The following is a 14,743-nucleotide window of genomic DNA, read 5'->3' on the forward strand; positions in this document are numbered from 1 at the left end:
TACTGCCTCACCAAGAACCCACCGCATGACCACCACCACCGCCTCCCCCCTCGCCCAGCTCTTGGACCCGAGCCTGCTGAAGACCGACGCCCTCATCGGCGGCGCTTGGGTCGCCGGCAACTCCCGCTTCGCCGTCCACGACCCGGCCACCGGCGCGAAGCTGGCCGACGTGCCCGACCTGAGCGCCGCAGATGCCGAGCGCGCCATCGCTGCTGCCAACGCCGCCTGGCCCGCGTGGCGCGGCAAGACAGCCAAGGAGCGCCACGCCATCCTGCTGAAGTGGTTCGGCCTGCTGATTGAGCACCAGAATGACCTGGGCCGCATCCTGACCGCCGAGCAGGGCAAGCCGTTTTCCGAGGCCCGGGGCGAGGTGGCCTATGCCGCGAGCTTCGTCGAATGGTTTGCCGAAGAGGCCAAGCGCATCAATGGCGAAGCGCTGCCGCAGTTCGACAACAACCGCCGCCTGCTGGTGCTGCGCCAGCCGGTGGGCGTGTGCGCTGCCATCACGCCGTGGAACTTTCCGCTGGCGATGATCACGCGCAAGGTGGCGCCGGCGTTGGCTGCGGGCAACCCGGTGGTCATCAAGCCGGCGGAGCTGACGCCACTGACTGCCCTGGCTGCGGCCGAACTGGCAGTGCGCGCAGGCATTCCGGCGGGCGTGCTCAACGTGGTCACGGCCGATGCGCAGAACTCGATTGCCGTGGGCCGGACCCTGTGCGCGAGCGACGTGGTGCGGCATCTGAGCTTCACCGGCAGCACCGAGGTGGGCCGCATCCTGATGGCGCAGAGCGCGCCCACGGTCAAGAAGCTGGCGCTGGAGCTCGGCGGCAATGCGCCCTTCATCGTGTTCGACGATGCCGACCTGGATTCGGCCGTCGAGGGCGCCATCGCCAGCAAATACCGCAACGCCGGCCAGACCTGTGTTTGCGCCAACCGCATCTATGTCCAGGACGGCGTGTTCGACGCCTTCGTCGAGAAGTTCGCCACTGCGGTGAAGGCGCTGAAGGTGGGCAACGGCTTCGACGCAGGCGTGATGCAGGGGCCGCTGATCGAACCGGCAGCCGTCGAGAAGGTGCAGCGCCACCTCGACGACGCGCTGGCCAAGGGCGCGAAGCTCGTGGCCGGCGGCAGCCAGCTCGGTGGCCAGTTCTTCGAGCCCACGGTCGTGGCCGGCGCCACGCCCGACATGCTCTGCGCCCGCGAGGAAACCTTTGGCCCGTTCGCGCCGGTGTTCCGCTTCACGACCGAGCAGGAGGCCATCGATGCGGCCAACGCCACCGAGTTCGGGCTGGCCAGCTACTTCTACAGCCGCGACGTGGGCCGCATCTTCCGCGTGGCGGAGGCGCTGGAGTACGGCATGGTCGGCATCAACGCCGGCGTGATCGCGTCCGAGCACGTGCCGTTCGGCGGCGTGAAGCAGTCGGGCCTGGGCCGCGAGGGCTCGCGCCACGGCATCGACGAGTACGTGGAGATCAAGTACCTCTGCCTCGGCGACATTTCGAACTAAAAATACTCTAATCAGTATGATGACGCAGGCGCTGTACTGACCTTCTCCCGTCGGGTGCAGTGGTGGGAGTATTACAACGGCCGCAGCCGCGTCGGCTCAGTCCTCGGCCGCCCCGAGCAGCCCCAGCAGCTGCTGGCGCAGCGCGATGAACGCCGCATCGCCCTGCCGGCGCGGACGCGGCCCGGACACCGGCAGGTCGGCCGCGATGCGGCCCCGGGCCAGCACCAGCACCCGGTCGGCCAGCAGGATGGCCTCGTCCACGTCGTGCGTGACCAGCAGCACCGCCGGCCGGTACTCGCGCCGCAGGTTCAGCAGCAGCGCGTGCATGCGGATGCGAGTGAGCGCATCGAGCGAGGCGAAGGGCTCGTCGAGCAAAAAGAGTTGCGGCTCGCGCACCAGGCCGCGGGCCAGCGCCGCGCGCTGCGCCTCGCCGCCCGAGAGCGTGGCCGGCCAGGGATAGGTGCGGTGGCTCAGGCCCATTTCGTCGAGCGCCTGCAGCGCCCGCTCGCGCGCGCGGCCCGCGCACGCCGAGCGCCACGTTGGGCCACACCCGCTTCCACGGCATGAGGCGCGGCTCCTGAACACGGTGGCCACGGCCGCTGGCGCCGCCAGCATGCCGCTGTCGATGCGGTCGAGCCCGCCGAGCGCGCGCAGCAGCGTGGTGTTGCCCGCTCAGCAAGCACGGCATGGAGGCGGGCCAGCTCGCCGGCCTCTACATAGCGGGCAGCAGCATGGAGCCGACCATTGCCGACGGCGACACGGTGCTGGTCAACGTGACCCGCAAAGACATCGTGGACGGCGACGTCTACGCGCTGCGCGTCGAGGGCGGCGTGATCATCAAGCGCGTGCAGAACGACCTCGGCGGCCGGCTGCGCCTGATCAACGACAACGCAGTGTTCAAGCCGGTCGAGGTGCGGCACGCCGACGTCGACGTGATCGGCCGCGTCGTCTGGCGCGGCAGCCTGTTCTGACGAACTAGGCCGCCACCACCTTCCCGCCGCGTACCGACCGCACGTGCGCCGGCTGCGCGGCGGGCTGGGCCGCCGCGGTGTCGTAGGCCGCCTGGGCGGCCAGCACGGCGTCCATGTTGTGCTCGGCCCAGTGGGCAAAGGCCGACACGGTCTGCGTCAACGTGCCGCCCAATGTGGTCAGCGCGTATTCCACCGTCACCGGCGTCGTTGCGTACACCGTCCGCACGATCAGGCCGTCGCGCTCCAGCCGGCGCAGCGACTGCGTGAGCACCTTCTGCGTCACGCTGCGGATGTCGCGCTTCAAGCCGTTGAAGCGGGCCGGGCCGCTTTCGAGCCGGTCGAGGATCAGCAGCACCCACTTGTCGGCCAGCCGCTCCAGCACCTGGCGCGTGGGGCAGCGTTCTTCGTAGACGTCGTAGGGGCGGTCGGCGGGGACGGCGGGTTTCTTGCGCGCGGGCATGGAAGGTTTCTTCGGGGATACCTGGTTACGCCGAGGTGCGCTCTTTCGCGCAGCGGCGGGGCGTCCGAGAATATACCTAGTTTCTTTTTCATACTAGGAGAAGGCGATGTCCGAAGAGATTCTGGTCCTGGGCGCCGGCGGCAACGTCGGCCGTCCGCTGGTGCAGGCGCTGCTGGCGCGCGGCGAGGCGGTGCGGGCGGCAAGCCGCTCGGGCGCGGCCGTGGAGGGTGCCCGCGGCGTGGCGTTCGACCATGCCGATGCAGCCACCCATGCGGCCGCGTTCGACGGCATCCGGCGCGCCTACGTGATGCTGCCCACGGGCTATGTCGATGCGCAGGGGCTGCTGGCGCCGATCATCGACGCGCTGGCCGCGCGCCGCGTCAAAGTGGTGCTGCAGAGCGTCTTCGGCGTGGACGCCGACGATGCCATCCCCTACCGGCAGGTGGAGCTGGCGCTCGAGCGTTCGGGTACGCCGCACGTGATCCTGCGACCCAACTGGTTCGCCGACAACTTCCACACGTTCTGGCAGGCCGGCATCGTCCACGGCCGGATCGCGCTGCCAGCGGCGCAGGGCCGCTCCAGCTTCATCGACGCGCGCGACATCGCGGCCAGCGCCGCCACCGTGCTGACGAGCGATGCGTTCGACGGCCAAGCCTTCGACCTCACCGGGCCCGAGGCGCTGGGCTATGGCGATGCCGCGGCGATTCTTTCGCAGGCCATCGGCCGGGCGGTCGACTATTCGCCCATCGACGATGACGCATTCATTGAACTCCTGGCCGGCAGCGGAGTCCCTCGCGGCTATGCAGCGTTCCTCGCGTCGATCTTCCATCCCGTCCGCGAAGGCTGGACCGCCCGCATCACCGATGCGGTCGCCACCCTGACCGGCCAGGCGCCGCGCAGCCTGCAGACCTACGCCCGGGACCACGCGGCCCAGCTGGGCGCGTGATCCTCGCGCATCCCTCCCGCTCCGAATGGCGGGTCCCACCCTTCCCCTCAACCTCCAAGGAAAACATGAACTTCCCATCGCAACTCGCCCGCTTCGTCGTCGCCGGCGCGGCCCTGATCTCGTCCGTCTCGTGGGCCCAGGCACCGGTCGATCCGCACGTGGTCCCGCTTGCCTCCGACGCCGAATTCGTGGCGACCGGCAAGTCGTACAACGTCGACTTCGGCGACCAGAAGTTCCGCCTCGACTTCAAGTCGCCGCGCGAGATGGTCTTCACCTCGCCCGACGGCAAGAACACTGCCACGGTCGCCATCACTGTCACGCCGGTGGGCAATGACGTCTACATGATCTACTGGTCGCGTCGCGCCGGCCAGCACGTGGTCCACGTGGACGACTTCCGCAACGGCGTGGCCTACACCAACATCTTCCTGCCGGATGGCAGCGCCTCGCGCCGCAAGGGCACGCTGGTCGAGATCAAGTAGGGGACGCGTCCGCGTCGTCGCCGTCCGTGCCGGACAGGCTCGCTAGGTGCAGCGCGAGCTTCTGCGCGGCCGGCGACAGGTCGTCGAAGACCCGGTAGCACAGGCAGAAGCGCCGGCTGGCCCAGGGCTCGGCCAGCGTGACGACTTTGACGGCGCCCCCGCCCAGCCAGGGTGCCGAGATCTCCTGCGGCACCACGGCCACGCCCAGGCCCGCGCGCACGCAGCGCAGCGCTGCATCGAAGGTCGACACCACCGCCCGGTAGTGCAGCGGCTTGCCGGCCAGCGCAGCAGCCCGCCCAAGCGTGCTGTAGACGGCCGTCGTCATGGGCAGGCCTACGTGCTCGTAATCGAGCGTCTGGGCGAAGCTGCACTGCGGCAGCGCCGCCAGCGGATGGCCGGGATGGACGGCCACCGCCAGCCGGTCGCGCCGGTAGGGCTGCGTCGTCAGCCCGTCCAGGTCGGCCGCATCCCAGCAGATGCCCAGCGGTGCGATGCCGTCGCGGATCGCACGCACGAGGTCGGTGCTGGTGCGCTCCTCGATGTCCACGCGCATCTGCGTGTTCTCCGGTTTCTGCAGAAAGGCCGCGATGTCGTCTGGCAACGATTCGGTGATCGACGACACCGAGGCCAGCATCCGCACCTGCCCCTTCACACCATGCCGGTAGGCCCCCATGTCGCGTGCGATGCGGTCGACGCTGGCCAGCATCGAGCGCGCATGGTCGAGCAGCACCTCCGCAGCCGAGGTCAGCACTACGCCGCGCCGGTGACGCTCGAAGAGCGGCGCGCCGATCTGTGCTTCCAGTTGCGCGATGCGCTTGCTGACGGCCGAGGTACTGATGTGCTCCTGCTCGCCGGCACGCGCGAGGTTGCGGTGCTGGCAGACCGCGACGAACAACCGTAGGGAGGTGAGATCGATGTCTCGCATGGCAGGAGTGACTTTCCGGGATCGAAACGAATTACCGAAAAATTATCGCTTCAGAGCTTGGACGGGAAACACTAAATTCCGGCGAAATCCCCGAACCGGAGACACGATGAGTTCTTTTTCGCAGCCGCCCGCCGGCAAGTTCGTTGTTCGCGAAGTGGGCCTGCGCGACGGCCTCCAGAGCATCCAGACCGTGCTGCCCACGCAGCGCAAGATCGAATGGATCCAGGACGCCTACGACGCAGGCCAGCGTGAGATCGAGGTCGGCTCGTACGTGCCGGCGCGGCTGCTCCCGCAGCTGGCCGACACCGCCGAGCTGGCGGCCTTCGCCAAGACGCTGCCGGGCCTTTTCGTCTCGGCCCTGGTGCCCAACCTGCGCGGTGCCGAGAACGCGCTCGAATCGGACGTGGACCTGCTGCTGGTGCCGTTGTCGGCCAGCCACGAGCACAGCCTGGCCAACCTGCGCAAGACGCCGGACGAGGTCGTGGCCGACGTGGGCCGCATGCGGGCCGCGCGCGACGCCTCGGGCCGCAAGGCGCTGATCGAGGGCGGCGTCGGCACGGCCTTCGGCTGCACCATCCAGGGCGAGGTCAAGGAGTCCGAGGTGCTGCGCCTGATGCAGGCGCTGCTCGACGCCGGCGCCGACCGGGTGAGCCTGGCCGACACCGTCGGCTATGCGGACCCGGCTTCGGTGAGCCGCCTGTTCGAGAAGGCGCTGAAGCTCGCCGGCGAGCGCTTCTGGTGCGGCCATTTCCACGACACCCGCGGCCTGGCGCTGGCCAACGTGCATGCGGCGCTGCTGCAGGGCGTGGCCCGCTTCGACGCATCGCTCGCCGGCATCGGCGGCTGCCCGCATGCGCCGGGGGCCAGCGGCAATGCGGCCACCGAAGACCTCGCCTTCATGCTCGGCGCGATGGGCCTGGACACCGGCCTGGACCTGGCCGCGCTGCTGCGCCTGCGGGCCAAGGTAACCGGCTGGCTCGAAGGTGAGCCCACGCACGGCGCGCTCTGGCGCGCCGGCCTGCCCAAGACCTATCCGGCCGCGGCCGCCCACGCCTGAGTCCCAGCCGCGCCGCCCGCGCTGCATCCTCCCTCCTTCCTCATCTGCCATGACAACAGAGAACAACCTCCCGCTCGCCGGCCTGCGCGTCGTCGAATTCACCCACATGGTCATGGGCCCCACCTGCGGGATGATCCTGGCCGACCTCGGCGCCGAGGTCATCAAGGTCGAGCCGCCTGGCGGCGACAAGACGCGCAGGCTGCCGGGCCTGGGCATCGGCTTCTTCCGCAGTTTCAACCGCAACAAGAAGAGCGTGGTGATCGACATCAGCACGCCTGAGGGCCGTGCCACCGCCGCCGACCTGGCGACGCAGTGCGACATCGTGCTGGAGAACTTCCGCCCCGGGCTCATGCAGGAGCTGGGGCTGGACTACGCCACGCTGTCGAAGCGCGCACCGGGCCTCATCTACGTGAGCCACAAGGGCTTTCTGCCCGGGCCGTACGAAAAACGCCTGGCGCTCGACGAGGTGGTGCAGATGATGGGTGGCCTGTCGTACATGACCGGCCCGGCCGGCCGGCCGCTGCGTGCGGGCACCAGCGTGAACGACATCATGGGCGGCATGTTCGGCGCCATCGGTGTGCTGGCCGCGCTGCGCGAACGCGAGCGCACCGGCCGCGGGCAGGAGGTGCAGAGCGCGCTGTTCGAGAACTGCGTGTTCCTGTCGTCGCAGCACATGCAGCAGTTCCAGATGACCGGCGAGTCGCCGCCGCCGATGCCCTCGCGCGTGTCGGCATGGAGCGTGTACGACGTGTTCACGCTATCGGGCGGCGAGCAGCTCTTCATCGGCGCGGTCAGCGACAAGCAGTTCGCCACGCTGTGCCGCGTGCTGGGCCGCGCCGACCTGCTCGACCGTACCGAATACGCCGACAACGCAGCCCGCGTCGCGGTACGCCCGCAGCTGCTCGAGGAGCTCGGCGGCATCCTGGCCAGCCACACCATCGCCGGGCTCGGGCCGCAGCTCGAGGCCGCCGGCATTCCGTATGCCCCCATCACCCGGCCCGACCAGTTGGTCGAGGACCCGCACCTGCGCGCAAGCGGCGGGCTGGCGCAGATGACGACCGACGACGGCGGGACGACCGACGTGGTGTTGCTGCCGCTCACGCTCAACGGCCATCGCCCGGGCGTGCGGCTGCCGCTGCCCCGCGCCGGCGAGCACGACGAGGAGATTCTCGGCCCGCTGCGCCACCGGGGCGCCTGAGTTGCCCGCCTTCCGACATTCCAACCGAGGAGACAAACGATGAAGCAATGGACCGTCACCCGCCGCGCCCTGATGGCCGCGGCCGCAGCAGCCACCACCACGCTCGGCGCCGGTTTCGCCGGCAGCGCCCATGCCCAGGGCGGCGCGCCGCTTCGGGTCATCCTGCCGGTGGGCGCCGGCTCGGGCGTGGACGTGATCACGCGCTCGGCCCAGACCGCGCTGACCAAGGCGCTCGGCGGCCAGGCCGTGGTCATCGAGAACCTGCCGGGCGCCGGCGGCATCACCGGCACGCAGACCCTCATCAAGGCGGCGCCGGACGGCAACACCGTCGCGATCGTGTCGAACAACCATGCGGTCAACCCCAGCGTCTTCAAGAAGCTGCCGTACGACAGCCTGCACGACATCACGCCGATCACCGTGATCGGCGGCTCGCCGTTCGTGCTCGTGGTCAATCCGAAGGTGCCGGCCAAGACGGCCAAGGAACTGCAGGCGCTGCTGAAGTCCCGCCCGGGCGAGCTCAACTACGCGTCGTCGGGCAACGGCACCATCATCCAGCTGGCCGCCGAGCTCTACCTCGACGAGGCCGGTGCCAAGGCCCGCCACATCCCGTACAAGGGCATGGGCCCGATGATCACCGACATCATGGCCGGCCAGGTCGAGATGGGCGCGGCTGCCATCGCCGCGGTGCAGGGCCAGGTCCGCTCGGGCACGCTGCGCGCCATCGGCGTGATGGGCAAGTCGCGGGCGCCGTCGCTGCCCGACGTGCCCACGATCGCGGAGCAGGGCTTCCCGGCCGTGGACGTGGCCGGCTGGTTCGCCCTCATCGCGCCCAAGGGACTGCCGCCCGTGCAGGCCAGGCGCCTGCACGACGCCTTCGCCGCGGCCTTCAACGAACCCGAGGTCAAGGCCGGCTTCGCCAAACGCGACGACTTCCTGATCCTGAATTCTCCCGAGGCGGCCGCACAGTTCCTCAAGTCGGAGCAGGAGCGCTACGGCCGGCTGGTCGCCAAAGCCGGCGTAGTCATCGAATGACGGCAGGCAGCACCAGCCCGCTGCAGGGCCGGTGCTGCCTGCCGTCATCCGGCCGCGGATTCGCCGGTGCGCAACTGTTCGAGCACGTTGCGCGTGGTATCGCGGATATGCAATTCGGCCAACTCAAAGGCGCGGACCGCGTCGCGGTTCATCACCGCGTCCATCAGCGCCTGATGCTGGTCCAGCCGGCCCGGCACTGTGCTGTGTCGCATCGACAGCGCGCGGTAGCGGCGCGCCTGGTCGAACAGCGTCTGGCGGAACCTCAACACCCATGCGGACGGGCAGGCCGACACCAGCGCATCGTGGAAGCGCCGGTGGCGCTCGGCCCATTCGCGCATGCGCGCCGGATCCTGCAGCGCGCCGCCGCGCAGCGTCGGCTCCATCTTGCGCATGACGTGGAAGGCCCCGAGGATGCGGGCCTCCCAATCGTCGTCGCCTTCCTGCATGGCGCCGCCGAGCGCCTTGCATTCCAGGTCCACGCGCAGCTCGGTGATGTCCATGAGGTCGGCCACCGAGACCGGCGCGACCGCGAAGCCGCGGTTGACCTCGGCCTGCACCAGGCCTTCGGACACCAGCTGCACCAGCGCCTCGCGCAGCGTGCCCACGCTGGCTTCGTAGCGCTTGCGCAGGTCCTCGATCTTGAGCCGCTGGCCCGGCTTAAGGGTGCAGCCCAGGATGTCCTCCCGCATCGCCTCGCGGACGTCGAGCAATGGGGGTGCCACAACGGCAGCGGCAGCGGATTCGGTCGATTCGGGGGGCATGGGCGTGTGGGGCAAGCTGGGGCAGGCGCCCCGGGGGAAAGCCCGGGACGCGACGCCCGGACTCTACGCGCTCGGCGCGCGGTTATTCGTCGCGCACCGTATTGACGAGCGTGCCGATGCCCTCAATCATGATCTCGGCCCTGTCGGTCGGCTGCATGAAGATCGGCGGCTTGCGGCTGAAGCCCACGCCGCCCATCGTGCCGGAAGCGATCAGGTCGCCCGGCTGCAGCGGGATCCACTGGCTCACGTAGGCGATGATCTGGGCCACAGTGAACACCATGTTGGAAGTGTTCGCATCCTGCATGACCTGGCCGTTGAGCCGCATCTGCACCTGCAGGTTCTGCGGGTCGGGAATCTCGTCGGCGGTGACCAGCCAGGGGCCGTTGCCGCCGGTGGCCTCGAAGTTCTTGCCCGGGCCGATCTGGCGGGTATGGAACTGGTAGTCGCGGATGCTGCCGTCGTTGAAGCAGGAGTAGCCGAACACGTGATCAAGCGCATTGGCCTCGGTCACGTAGCGGCCGGTGGTCTTGCCGATCACGACCAGCAGTTCGGCCTCCCAGTCCAGGTGGTGCGACACCCGGGGGCGCTGGATCGCGCCGCGGTGCGGCACCAGCGACTCCTTCCAGCGCGCAAAGATCATCGGCTGCTGCGGCACCTCGCGCCCGCCCAGCGCGGCGCTGGCCTCGGCCACATGGTCGTGGTAGTTGAGCCCCACGCAGACGATCTTGCCCGGATCGGTCACGACCGACAGCAGCTCGGCCTGCTCGTAGTCCAGACCGGCACCGCCGGCCGCGTCCACCTGCCGGCGGGCCAGTACCAGCGCCTCGTCGCCGCCCTGGATGAAGGCGATGAGGTCGGGGTAGCGGTCGCCCAGCGCATCCGTCAGGTCGACGATGCGGCCGTTGTCCACGGCGCCGTAATGCACCGCGCCGCCGTGGCGGAAGTTCACGAATTTCATGGGGAATGTTCTCCGGGGAATGGAATCGGGAAAGAAGGGGGAAAGGCTCGGTCAGACCTTCGGCGCCCGGCCGGCCTCGACATCGGCGACGGTGACGCCGCCGAGCCGTGCATCGGTGCGGCCGCCGGTCGCCATCGCGAGGGCGAAGACCAGCTCGTCGGGCCGCGGCGCGTCCCAGATGCCGATCTCGGTCGTGTTGAAGTGGCTGCGCACCCAGGGCGAGTTGATGTGTACCAGCGGGATCTGCAGGCGCGTGCCGACGGTGCCGACGGTCTTGCCAGCGCTCACGAAGCCGCGGGCGCCCAGCACCTCCTTGACGGCTGCGCCGCCCGGCGCATGCCAGGTGGCGGCATGTTCCACCTCGCCGGCGGCACCCACCATCGAGCCCTTGCCAAAGGCCTCGATGGCCGAGGCCGGCACCTGTAGCAGCGACAGGATGCGTCGGCCCAGGTCCAGCCCCAGGGGCTTGAGGCTGTCCATGAACTCGACCAGGTCGGCGCCGGGCCGGCCCGCGAAGGGGTTGCTGACGACCGCTGCGCAGACGCCGACCTGCAGCGGCTGGCTCGCGTCGGCACCGCCGTCGTGGAAGATGGTTTCGACCGTTCCGTAGTACTTGCGGATGCGGTCGCGGGGGGAGGATGTCATGGTGCGGTCGCTCTGGCTGCGCCGGGTGCGGCGGGGGTGGAGGTGGTGGAAGTGGGAGTGGAAGGCTCGAGCCGCTGCCCCATCCGCTGGCTCCAGGCCTCGGCGGTGCAGGCGCCCGGGCAGGCAAGGACGCGCGCCTCGGTCAGCCGCTCGATCTCGGCGTCGTCCAGCGACAGATCAAGGTCGTCGGCGAAGGGCTGGGGCAGGTACCAAGGCGTCTCGAGGTAGACCTCGACGACGTTGTCCTCGGGATCGTTGAAGTACAGCGACCAGGAGTTGCCGTGGTTGAGCGGCCGGAAGTTGCGCGCGCCGTGCTCCAGCGCGCGGGCATGGACGACCCGCAGCGCCGCCAGGCTCTGCACCTTGAACGACACCTGGAACAGCGGCCCGCGCGGCGGGTCCTCGGGCTGGCGCTGCACCAGTACGAACTGGTGGTGCTGCAGCGGGCTGGCCGTCATGAAGACGATGCGGCGCTTGAATTTCTGCGCGACGCCCTGGTCGGAGACGGCTAGGCCGATCACGCGCTCGTAGAAGGCCTGCATCTCGTCCTGTTGGTCGGTGTAGATGCCCATGTGCGAAAGCTGGGGAAGGAGGGTTGGCGCAGAAGAGCTCATGTCGGTCTCGAGTGGTCCGGACGCCAGTCTAGTTTCGATAATGAAATTTTTGTTAGTGGTAAACTACAAGATTCGATGATTTTTATTTCGTCTTACGATTCGGCCACAACCGAACTGGAGACGACATGATTTCTTCCCTCACCCGGCGCGCCTGCATCGGTGCCGCAGCGGCACTTGCCGTAGGTACAGCCGCACTGCCGGCCGCGGCGCAGCCGGCTTTTCCGTCCAAGCCGATCCGCATCCTGGTCGGCTTCTCGGCGGGCGGCGGCGCCGACGGCGCGGCCCGCGCGATCGCCGACGCCCTGCAGCGCAAGTACGGTGTGGCGGTGACGGTCGAAAACCGCCCCGGCGCCGGCGGGCGACTGTCGAGCGACGCACTGGCCAAGGCCGAACCCGACGGCTACACGCTGGCCGCCCTGGTCGGCGGCGACGCGGTCACGGCCGCGACCGATGCCCGCCTGCCCTACCGCTTTCCCGACGACTTCGCCCCGCTTTCCACCATCTCGGTCTACCCGTTCGTAGTGATGACCTCGGGCACCGGGCCGTACAAGACGCTCGACGAATTCCTGGCCGCAGCCCGTGCGGGCGGGCGCAGCTATGCCTCGCCCGGGCCCGGCACCACGCAGCACCTGGCGGCCGAGCTGCTGGCCGGCATGGCCAAGGCCGAGCTGCTGCACACGCCGTACAAGGGCACGGCGGCCTCAGTGCCGGACCTGATCTCGGGCCGCGTCGACATCAGCGTGGGCACCACCAGCGAGGGCGCGCTGATCCGCAACGGCCGCCTGCGCGCACTGGCCGTCACCTCGCGCGAGCGCTCGCCCAGCATGCCCAACGTGCCGACGGTCGCCGAAAGCCTTCCGGGGTATGAAGTCACGACCTGGATGGGGCTGGTGGCCCCAAGCCGTACTCCTGCCTCTATCGTGCAAAAGCTGTCGAACGACATCCAGGCGCTGGTGGCCACGCCCGAGGTGCGCAGCCGCATCGAGGCGCTGGGCCTGGAGCCGCAGGCCAGCACCGCCGCGCAGATGCGCGAGCGCATGGCCGGCGACGTGGCCAAGTGGAAGGCTGTGGTGCGCGACCGCCACATCCAGCTGATCCCATGAGCGCCGCCCGACTTTCGGCAGGCGAGCCCGCGGTGCGCAGCACGGCGGGTGGTCCGGCGGGCGCCGCCGCTGCAACGATGGCCGCCGTCCGCATGGAGGCCCCAGGCGGGCCCGAGGTGCTGCGGCTGCAGTCCGTCGCCCTGCCGCAGCCCGGCCCGGGCGAGGTGCTGGTGCAGGCCCACACCATCGGCGTGGGCCGGCCCGACTGCATGGTCCGGCGCGGCACCTACAAGTGGATGCCGCCGCTGCCCTGCACGCCGGGCAACGAGATGAGCGGCACCGTCGAGGCGCTGGGCGCCGGCGTGGCCAACATCCACCTCGGCCAGCCGGTGCTGGTGAGTTCGCGCGAGCTCAGCGTGCGCGGAGGCTGCTATGCGCAGTACGTCGCCATCCCGGCGCATGCGGCGATCCTTTTGCCCCACGGCCTGGACCTGTCGCTGGCGCCGGCGCTGCCCAACTACCAAGTGGCCTGGGCGCTGCTGCACCGCGCGGCGGTGCGCGAGCGGGTGCAGACGCTCTACCTCAACGGCGCGGCCGGCGGCGTGGGCACGGCCGTGCTGCAGCTGGCGCGCGAACTCGGCATCCGCGCCATTGCGGGCGCATCCAGCGCGGCCAAGCGCGAGGCGGCGCTACAGGAAGGCGCCGCGGCGGCCATCGAGCCCGACGGCGACGCGGCCGCCCGCATCCGCGCGCTGACCGACGGCCGCGGCGTCGACCTGGTGCTCGACCACCTGGGCGGCGCCGGCCTGGCCGGACTGGTGGGCGCCCTGGCGCCGTTCGGCACGCTGGTTTCCTACAACCTACTGGCCGGCCCGCCGCAGGAGGACGTGTTCCAGGCGCTGCGCAGCCACATCGGCCAGGCGCCGGGGATCCGCTGCTTCAACATGCACACCTTCGACCACGACCAGCCGGGCCGCCGCGCGCTGCTGGCGCCGGCGATCGACTGGATGGCCCGGGTCCGCATCCGGCCGCGCGTGCATGCACGGCTGCCGCTGAGCGAGGCGGCCGAGGCCCACCGGCTCATGGAGGAGCGGGCGGCCATCGGCAAGATCATGCTGGACCCGTGGCTCTGAGCCCGGCGGCCCGGCTCAGGCGCCTTCGCCCTCCGGATAGCGCAGCGCCAGCAGCCAGCTACGGAAGGCGGCCAGCGCCGGCAGCGTCTCGTTGCGGTCGGGATAAATGAGGTAGTAGGAGCGCTGGCTGGCCACCGCTGCGCCCACCTCGGCCACCTGGGCCCGGGCGACCTCGTCCTCGACCAGCGCGCGCGGCACCAGGCCCACGCCGATGCCGGCGCGCACCGCCTGGATCAGGTGCGAGGTGAGCTCGAAGCGCGGGCCGATCCGCATGTGCCGATGGTCCAGGCCGTAGTGCGAGAACCACTGCGCCCAGCCGTTCGGATGGCTGGCCACGGTCAGCAGGGTCTGCGTCGGTATCCAGGCCGGGTCCGCGGCAGCGGCCAGACCGGCCAGCGCACCGGGGCTGGCGATGGCCACCAGGAACTCGGCGTGCAGCCGGTGCGCCTGCAGCCCGGGCCAGTCGCCCGCGCCCACGGTGATCGCCGCGTCCAGTTCCTCGGTGTCGAAGTCGATGGCGCCGATGCGCGAATGCAGGTCCACGTTCACGCCGGGATGCGCCCGGTAGAAGTCGTGCAGCCGCGGCAGCAGCCAGGCCGAGCCGAACGTAGGCAGCGTGGCCAGCCGCAGCGCGCCGCCCTCGCCCTGGTACGACAGCGCCTGCAGCGTGGCTGCGCGGATGCGGCCGAGCGCCGCGCCGAGTTCGGCCGCATAGCGGCGGCCGACCTCGGTGAGCTTGACCGAGCGGCCCTCGCGGCGGAACAGGCGGATGCCGAGCTGCGACTCCAGCGTCTGGATCTGGCGGCTGACCGCGCTCTGGCTCAGGGCCAGTTCGTCGGCAGCGCGGGTGTAGCTCTCGTGGCGCGCTGCCGCCTCGAACACCAGCAGCAGCGACATGGACGGCGTGAGTCGGCGGTAATGCATGAGTTTTATGCAGCAATAACGATCCGATTATCCGTTTGTCGCGCATATTTGACCGGCCCACACTGGAGTCTGCTGCAAACCCATGTGTTT

16 protein-coding genes and 1 pseudogene are annotated in these 14,743 nt (G+C 69.9%); 9 read left to right on the forward strand and 8 right to left on the reverse strand.

Annotated features, from left to right (window positions below; all coding sequences use genetic code 11):
• Positions 1-25 precede the first annotated feature (25 nt).
• On the forward strand, positions 26-1,507 hold the full coding sequence (locus tag BLR05_RS21890; RefSeq protein ID WP_092838905.1) for an NAD-dependent succinate-semialdehyde dehydrogenase: 1,482 nt from the start codon (positions 26-28) through the stop codon (positions 1,505-1,507).
• A gap of 96 nt (positions 1,508-1,603) precedes the next feature.
• Here BLR05_RS21890 and BLR05_RS21895 read toward each other — a convergent pair.
• Positions 1,604-2,167, reverse strand: a pseudogene (locus BLR05_RS21895) (ATP-binding cassette domain-containing protein); the annotation flags it as partial.
• Between the two features lie 26 nt (positions 2,168-2,193).
• Here BLR05_RS21895 and BLR05_RS21900 point away from each other — a divergent pair.
• A complete protein-coding gene (locus BLR05_RS21900) occupies positions 2,194-2,478 on the forward strand; it encodes a S24 family peptidase (protein ID WP_092838908.1) in 285 nt (94 codons plus the stop codon).
• Positions 2,479-2,482: 4 nt separating this feature from the next.
• On the opposite strand, the gene BLR05_RS21905 is transcribed toward BLR05_RS21900, so the two are convergent.
• A complete protein-coding gene (locus BLR05_RS21905; RefSeq protein ID WP_092838911.1) occupies positions 2,483-2,938 on the reverse strand; it encodes a winged helix-turn-helix transcriptional regulator in 456 nt (151 codons plus the stop codon).
• Between the two features lie 106 nt (positions 2,939-3,044).
• Between BLR05_RS21905 and BLR05_RS21910 the strand changes: the two genes are divergently transcribed.
• Both BLR05_RS21910 and BLR05_RS21915 read left to right on the forward strand, forming a co-directional pair.
• The gene (locus BLR05_RS21910; RefSeq protein ID WP_092838914.1) at positions 3,045-3,884 is read left to right on the forward strand and encodes an NmrA family NAD(P)-binding protein; all 840 of its coding nucleotides are present in this window, start codon (positions 3,045-3,047) and stop codon (positions 3,882-3,884) included.
• Positions 3,885-3,949: 65 nt separating this feature from the next.
• The gene (locus BLR05_RS21915) at positions 3,950-4,363 is read left to right on the forward strand and encodes a MoaF-related domain-containing protein (RefSeq protein ID WP_092838917.1); all 414 of its coding nucleotides are present in this window, start codon (positions 3,950-3,952) and stop codon (positions 4,361-4,363) included.
• Here BLR05_RS21915 and BLR05_RS21920 read toward each other — a convergent pair.
• A complete protein-coding gene (locus tag BLR05_RS21920; RefSeq protein WP_092838920.1) occupies positions 4,356-5,288 on the reverse strand; it encodes a LysR family transcriptional regulator in 933 nt (310 codons plus the stop codon). The genes BLR05_RS21915 and BLR05_RS21920 overlap by 8 nt on opposite strands.
• A 106-nt stretch (positions 5,289-5,394) precedes the next feature.
• On the opposite strand from BLR05_RS21920, the gene BLR05_RS21925 reads away from it, so the two are divergent.
• The 3 genes from BLR05_RS21925 to BLR05_RS21935 are packed head-to-tail and all read left to right on the forward strand — an operon-like array spanning position 5,395 to position 8,575.
• Positions 5,395-6,345, forward strand: coding sequence for a hydroxymethylglutaryl-CoA lyase (locus tag BLR05_RS21925; RefSeq protein WP_092838923.1), 951 nt, complete (start codon positions 5,395-5,397; stop codon positions 6,343-6,345).
• 49 nt (positions 6,346-6,394) lie between these two features.
• Positions 6,395-7,543: a CaiB/BaiF CoA transferase family protein gene (locus BLR05_RS21930; protein ID WP_092838926.1), complete on the forward strand. Its 1,149-nt coding sequence runs from the start codon at positions 6,395-6,397 to the stop codon at positions 7,541-7,543.
• Positions 7,544-7,582: 39 nt separating this feature from the next.
• Positions 7,583-8,575: a tripartite tricarboxylate transporter substrate binding protein gene (locus tag BLR05_RS21935; protein ID WP_092838928.1), complete on the forward strand. Its 993-nt coding sequence runs from the start codon at positions 7,583-7,585 to the stop codon at positions 8,573-8,575.
• Positions 8,576-8,619: 44 nt separating this feature from the next.
• Here BLR05_RS21935 and BLR05_RS21940 read toward each other — a convergent pair whose 3' ends face one another.
• The 4 genes from BLR05_RS21940 to BLR05_RS21955 all read right to left on the reverse strand — a co-directional run bounded on the left by BLR05_RS21940 (position 8,620) and on the right by BLR05_RS21955 (position 11,553).
• On the reverse strand, positions 8,620-9,336 hold the full coding sequence (locus tag BLR05_RS21940; RefSeq protein WP_092838986.1) for an FCD domain-containing protein: 717 nt from the start codon (positions 9,334-9,336) through the stop codon (positions 8,620-8,622).
• An 82-nt stretch (positions 9,337-9,418) separates the two neighbouring features.
• A complete protein-coding gene (locus BLR05_RS21945; RefSeq protein ID WP_092838930.1) occupies positions 9,419-10,294 on the reverse strand; it encodes a fumarylacetoacetate hydrolase family protein in 876 nt (291 codons plus the stop codon).
• A 51-nt stretch (positions 10,295-10,345) separates the two neighbouring features.
• Entirely contained in the window at positions 10,346-10,939 is a 594-nt protein-coding gene (locus BLR05_RS21950) for an amino acid synthesis family protein (protein ID WP_092838933.1), read from the reverse strand.
• Positions 10,936-11,553: a VOC family protein gene (locus BLR05_RS21955; protein ID WP_092838936.1), complete on the reverse strand. Its 618-nt coding sequence runs from the start codon at positions 11,551-11,553 to the stop codon at positions 10,936-10,938. The genes BLR05_RS21950 and BLR05_RS21955 overlap by 4 nt, the downstream gene beginning before the upstream one ends.
• 125 nt (positions 11,554-11,678) lie before the next feature.
• Between BLR05_RS21955 and BLR05_RS21960 the strand changes: the two genes are divergently transcribed.
• On the forward strand, positions 11,679-12,656 hold the full coding sequence (locus tag BLR05_RS21960) for a tripartite tricarboxylate transporter substrate-binding protein (protein WP_092838939.1): 978 nt from the start codon (positions 11,679-11,681) through the stop codon (positions 12,654-12,656).
• Positions 12,653-13,729, forward strand: a complete 1,077-nt coding sequence (locus BLR05_RS21965; protein ID WP_092838942.1) for a zinc-binding dehydrogenase — start codon at positions 12,653-12,655, stop codon at positions 13,727-13,729. The genes BLR05_RS21960 and BLR05_RS21965 overlap by 4 nt, the downstream gene beginning before the upstream one ends.
• A 15-nt stretch (positions 13,730-13,744) precedes the next feature.
• On the opposite strand, the gene BLR05_RS21970 is transcribed toward BLR05_RS21965, so the two are convergent.
• Positions 13,745-14,653 (reverse strand): LysR substrate-binding domain-containing protein, encoded by a 909-nt coding sequence (locus tag BLR05_RS21970; protein ID WP_092838945.1) that lies wholly within the window; start codon positions 14,651-14,653, stop codon positions 13,745-13,747.
• Positions 14,654-14,743: the final 90 nt, after the last annotated feature.

Origin of the sequence: Paracidovorax cattleyae, from assembly GCF_900104515.1 — a bacterium.
In the GTDB taxonomy this organism is placed as follows: Bacteria; Pseudomonadota; Gammaproteobacteria; order Burkholderiales; family Burkholderiaceae_C; genus Paracidovorax; species Paracidovorax cattleyae.

What these genes read in the sequence shown, in the direction of transcription:
- BLR05_RS21890 (WP_092838905.1), top strand. Translation starts at nt 26, where the DNA reads ATGACCACCACCACCGCCTCCCCCCTCGCCCAGCTCTTGGACCCGAGC.
- BLR05_RS21900 (WP_092838908.1), top strand. Translation starts at nt 2,194, where the DNA reads ATGGAGGCGGGCCAGCTCGCCGGCCTCTACATAGCGGGCAGCAGCATG.
- BLR05_RS21905 (WP_092838911.1), bottom strand. Translation starts at nt 2,938, where the DNA reads ATGCCCGCGCGCAAGAAACCCGCCGTCCCCGCCGACCGCCCCTACGAC.
- BLR05_RS21910 (WP_092838914.1), top strand. Translation starts at nt 3,045, where the DNA reads ATGTCCGAAGAGATTCTGGTCCTGGGCGCCGGCGGCAACGTCGGCCGT.
- BLR05_RS21915 (WP_092838917.1), top strand. Translation starts at nt 3,950, where the DNA reads ATGAACTTCCCATCGCAACTCGCCCGCTTCGTCGTCGCCGGCGCGGCC.
- BLR05_RS21920 (WP_092838920.1), bottom strand. Translation starts at nt 5,288, where the DNA reads ATGCGAGACATCGATCTCACCTCCCTACGGTTGTTCGTCGCGGTCTGC.
- BLR05_RS21925 (WP_092838923.1), top strand. Translation starts at nt 5,395, where the DNA reads ATGAGTTCTTTTTCGCAGCCGCCCGCCGGCAAGTTCGTTGTTCGCGAA.
- BLR05_RS21930 (WP_092838926.1), top strand. Translation starts at nt 6,395, where the DNA reads ATGACAACAGAGAACAACCTCCCGCTCGCCGGCCTGCGCGTCGTCGAA.
- BLR05_RS21935 (WP_092838928.1), top strand. Translation starts at nt 7,583, where the DNA reads ATGAAGCAATGGACCGTCACCCGCCGCGCCCTGATGGCCGCGGCCGCA.
- BLR05_RS21940 (WP_092838986.1), bottom strand. Translation starts at nt 9,336, where the DNA reads ATGCCCCCCGAATCGACCGAATCCGCTGCCGCTGCCGTTGTGGCACCC.
- BLR05_RS21945 (WP_092838930.1), bottom strand. Translation starts at nt 10,294, where the DNA reads ATGAAATTCGTGAACTTCCGCCACGGCGGCGCGGTGCATTACGGCGCC.
- BLR05_RS21950 (WP_092838933.1), bottom strand. Translation starts at nt 10,939, where the DNA reads ATGACATCCTCCCCCCGCGACCGCATCCGCAAGTACTACGGAACGGTC.
- BLR05_RS21955 (WP_092838936.1), bottom strand. Translation starts at nt 11,553, where the DNA reads ATGAGCTCTTCTGCGCCAACCCTCCTTCCCCAGCTTTCGCACATGGGC.
- BLR05_RS21960 (WP_092838939.1), top strand. Translation starts at nt 11,679, where the DNA reads ATGATTTCTTCCCTCACCCGGCGCGCCTGCATCGGTGCCGCAGCGGCA.
- BLR05_RS21965 (WP_092838942.1), top strand. Translation starts at nt 12,653, where the DNA reads ATGAGCGCCGCCCGACTTTCGGCAGGCGAGCCCGCGGTGCGCAGCACG.
- BLR05_RS21970 (WP_092838945.1), bottom strand. Translation starts at nt 14,653, where the DNA reads ATGCATTACCGCCGACTCACGCCGTCCATGTCGCTGCTGCTGGTGTTC.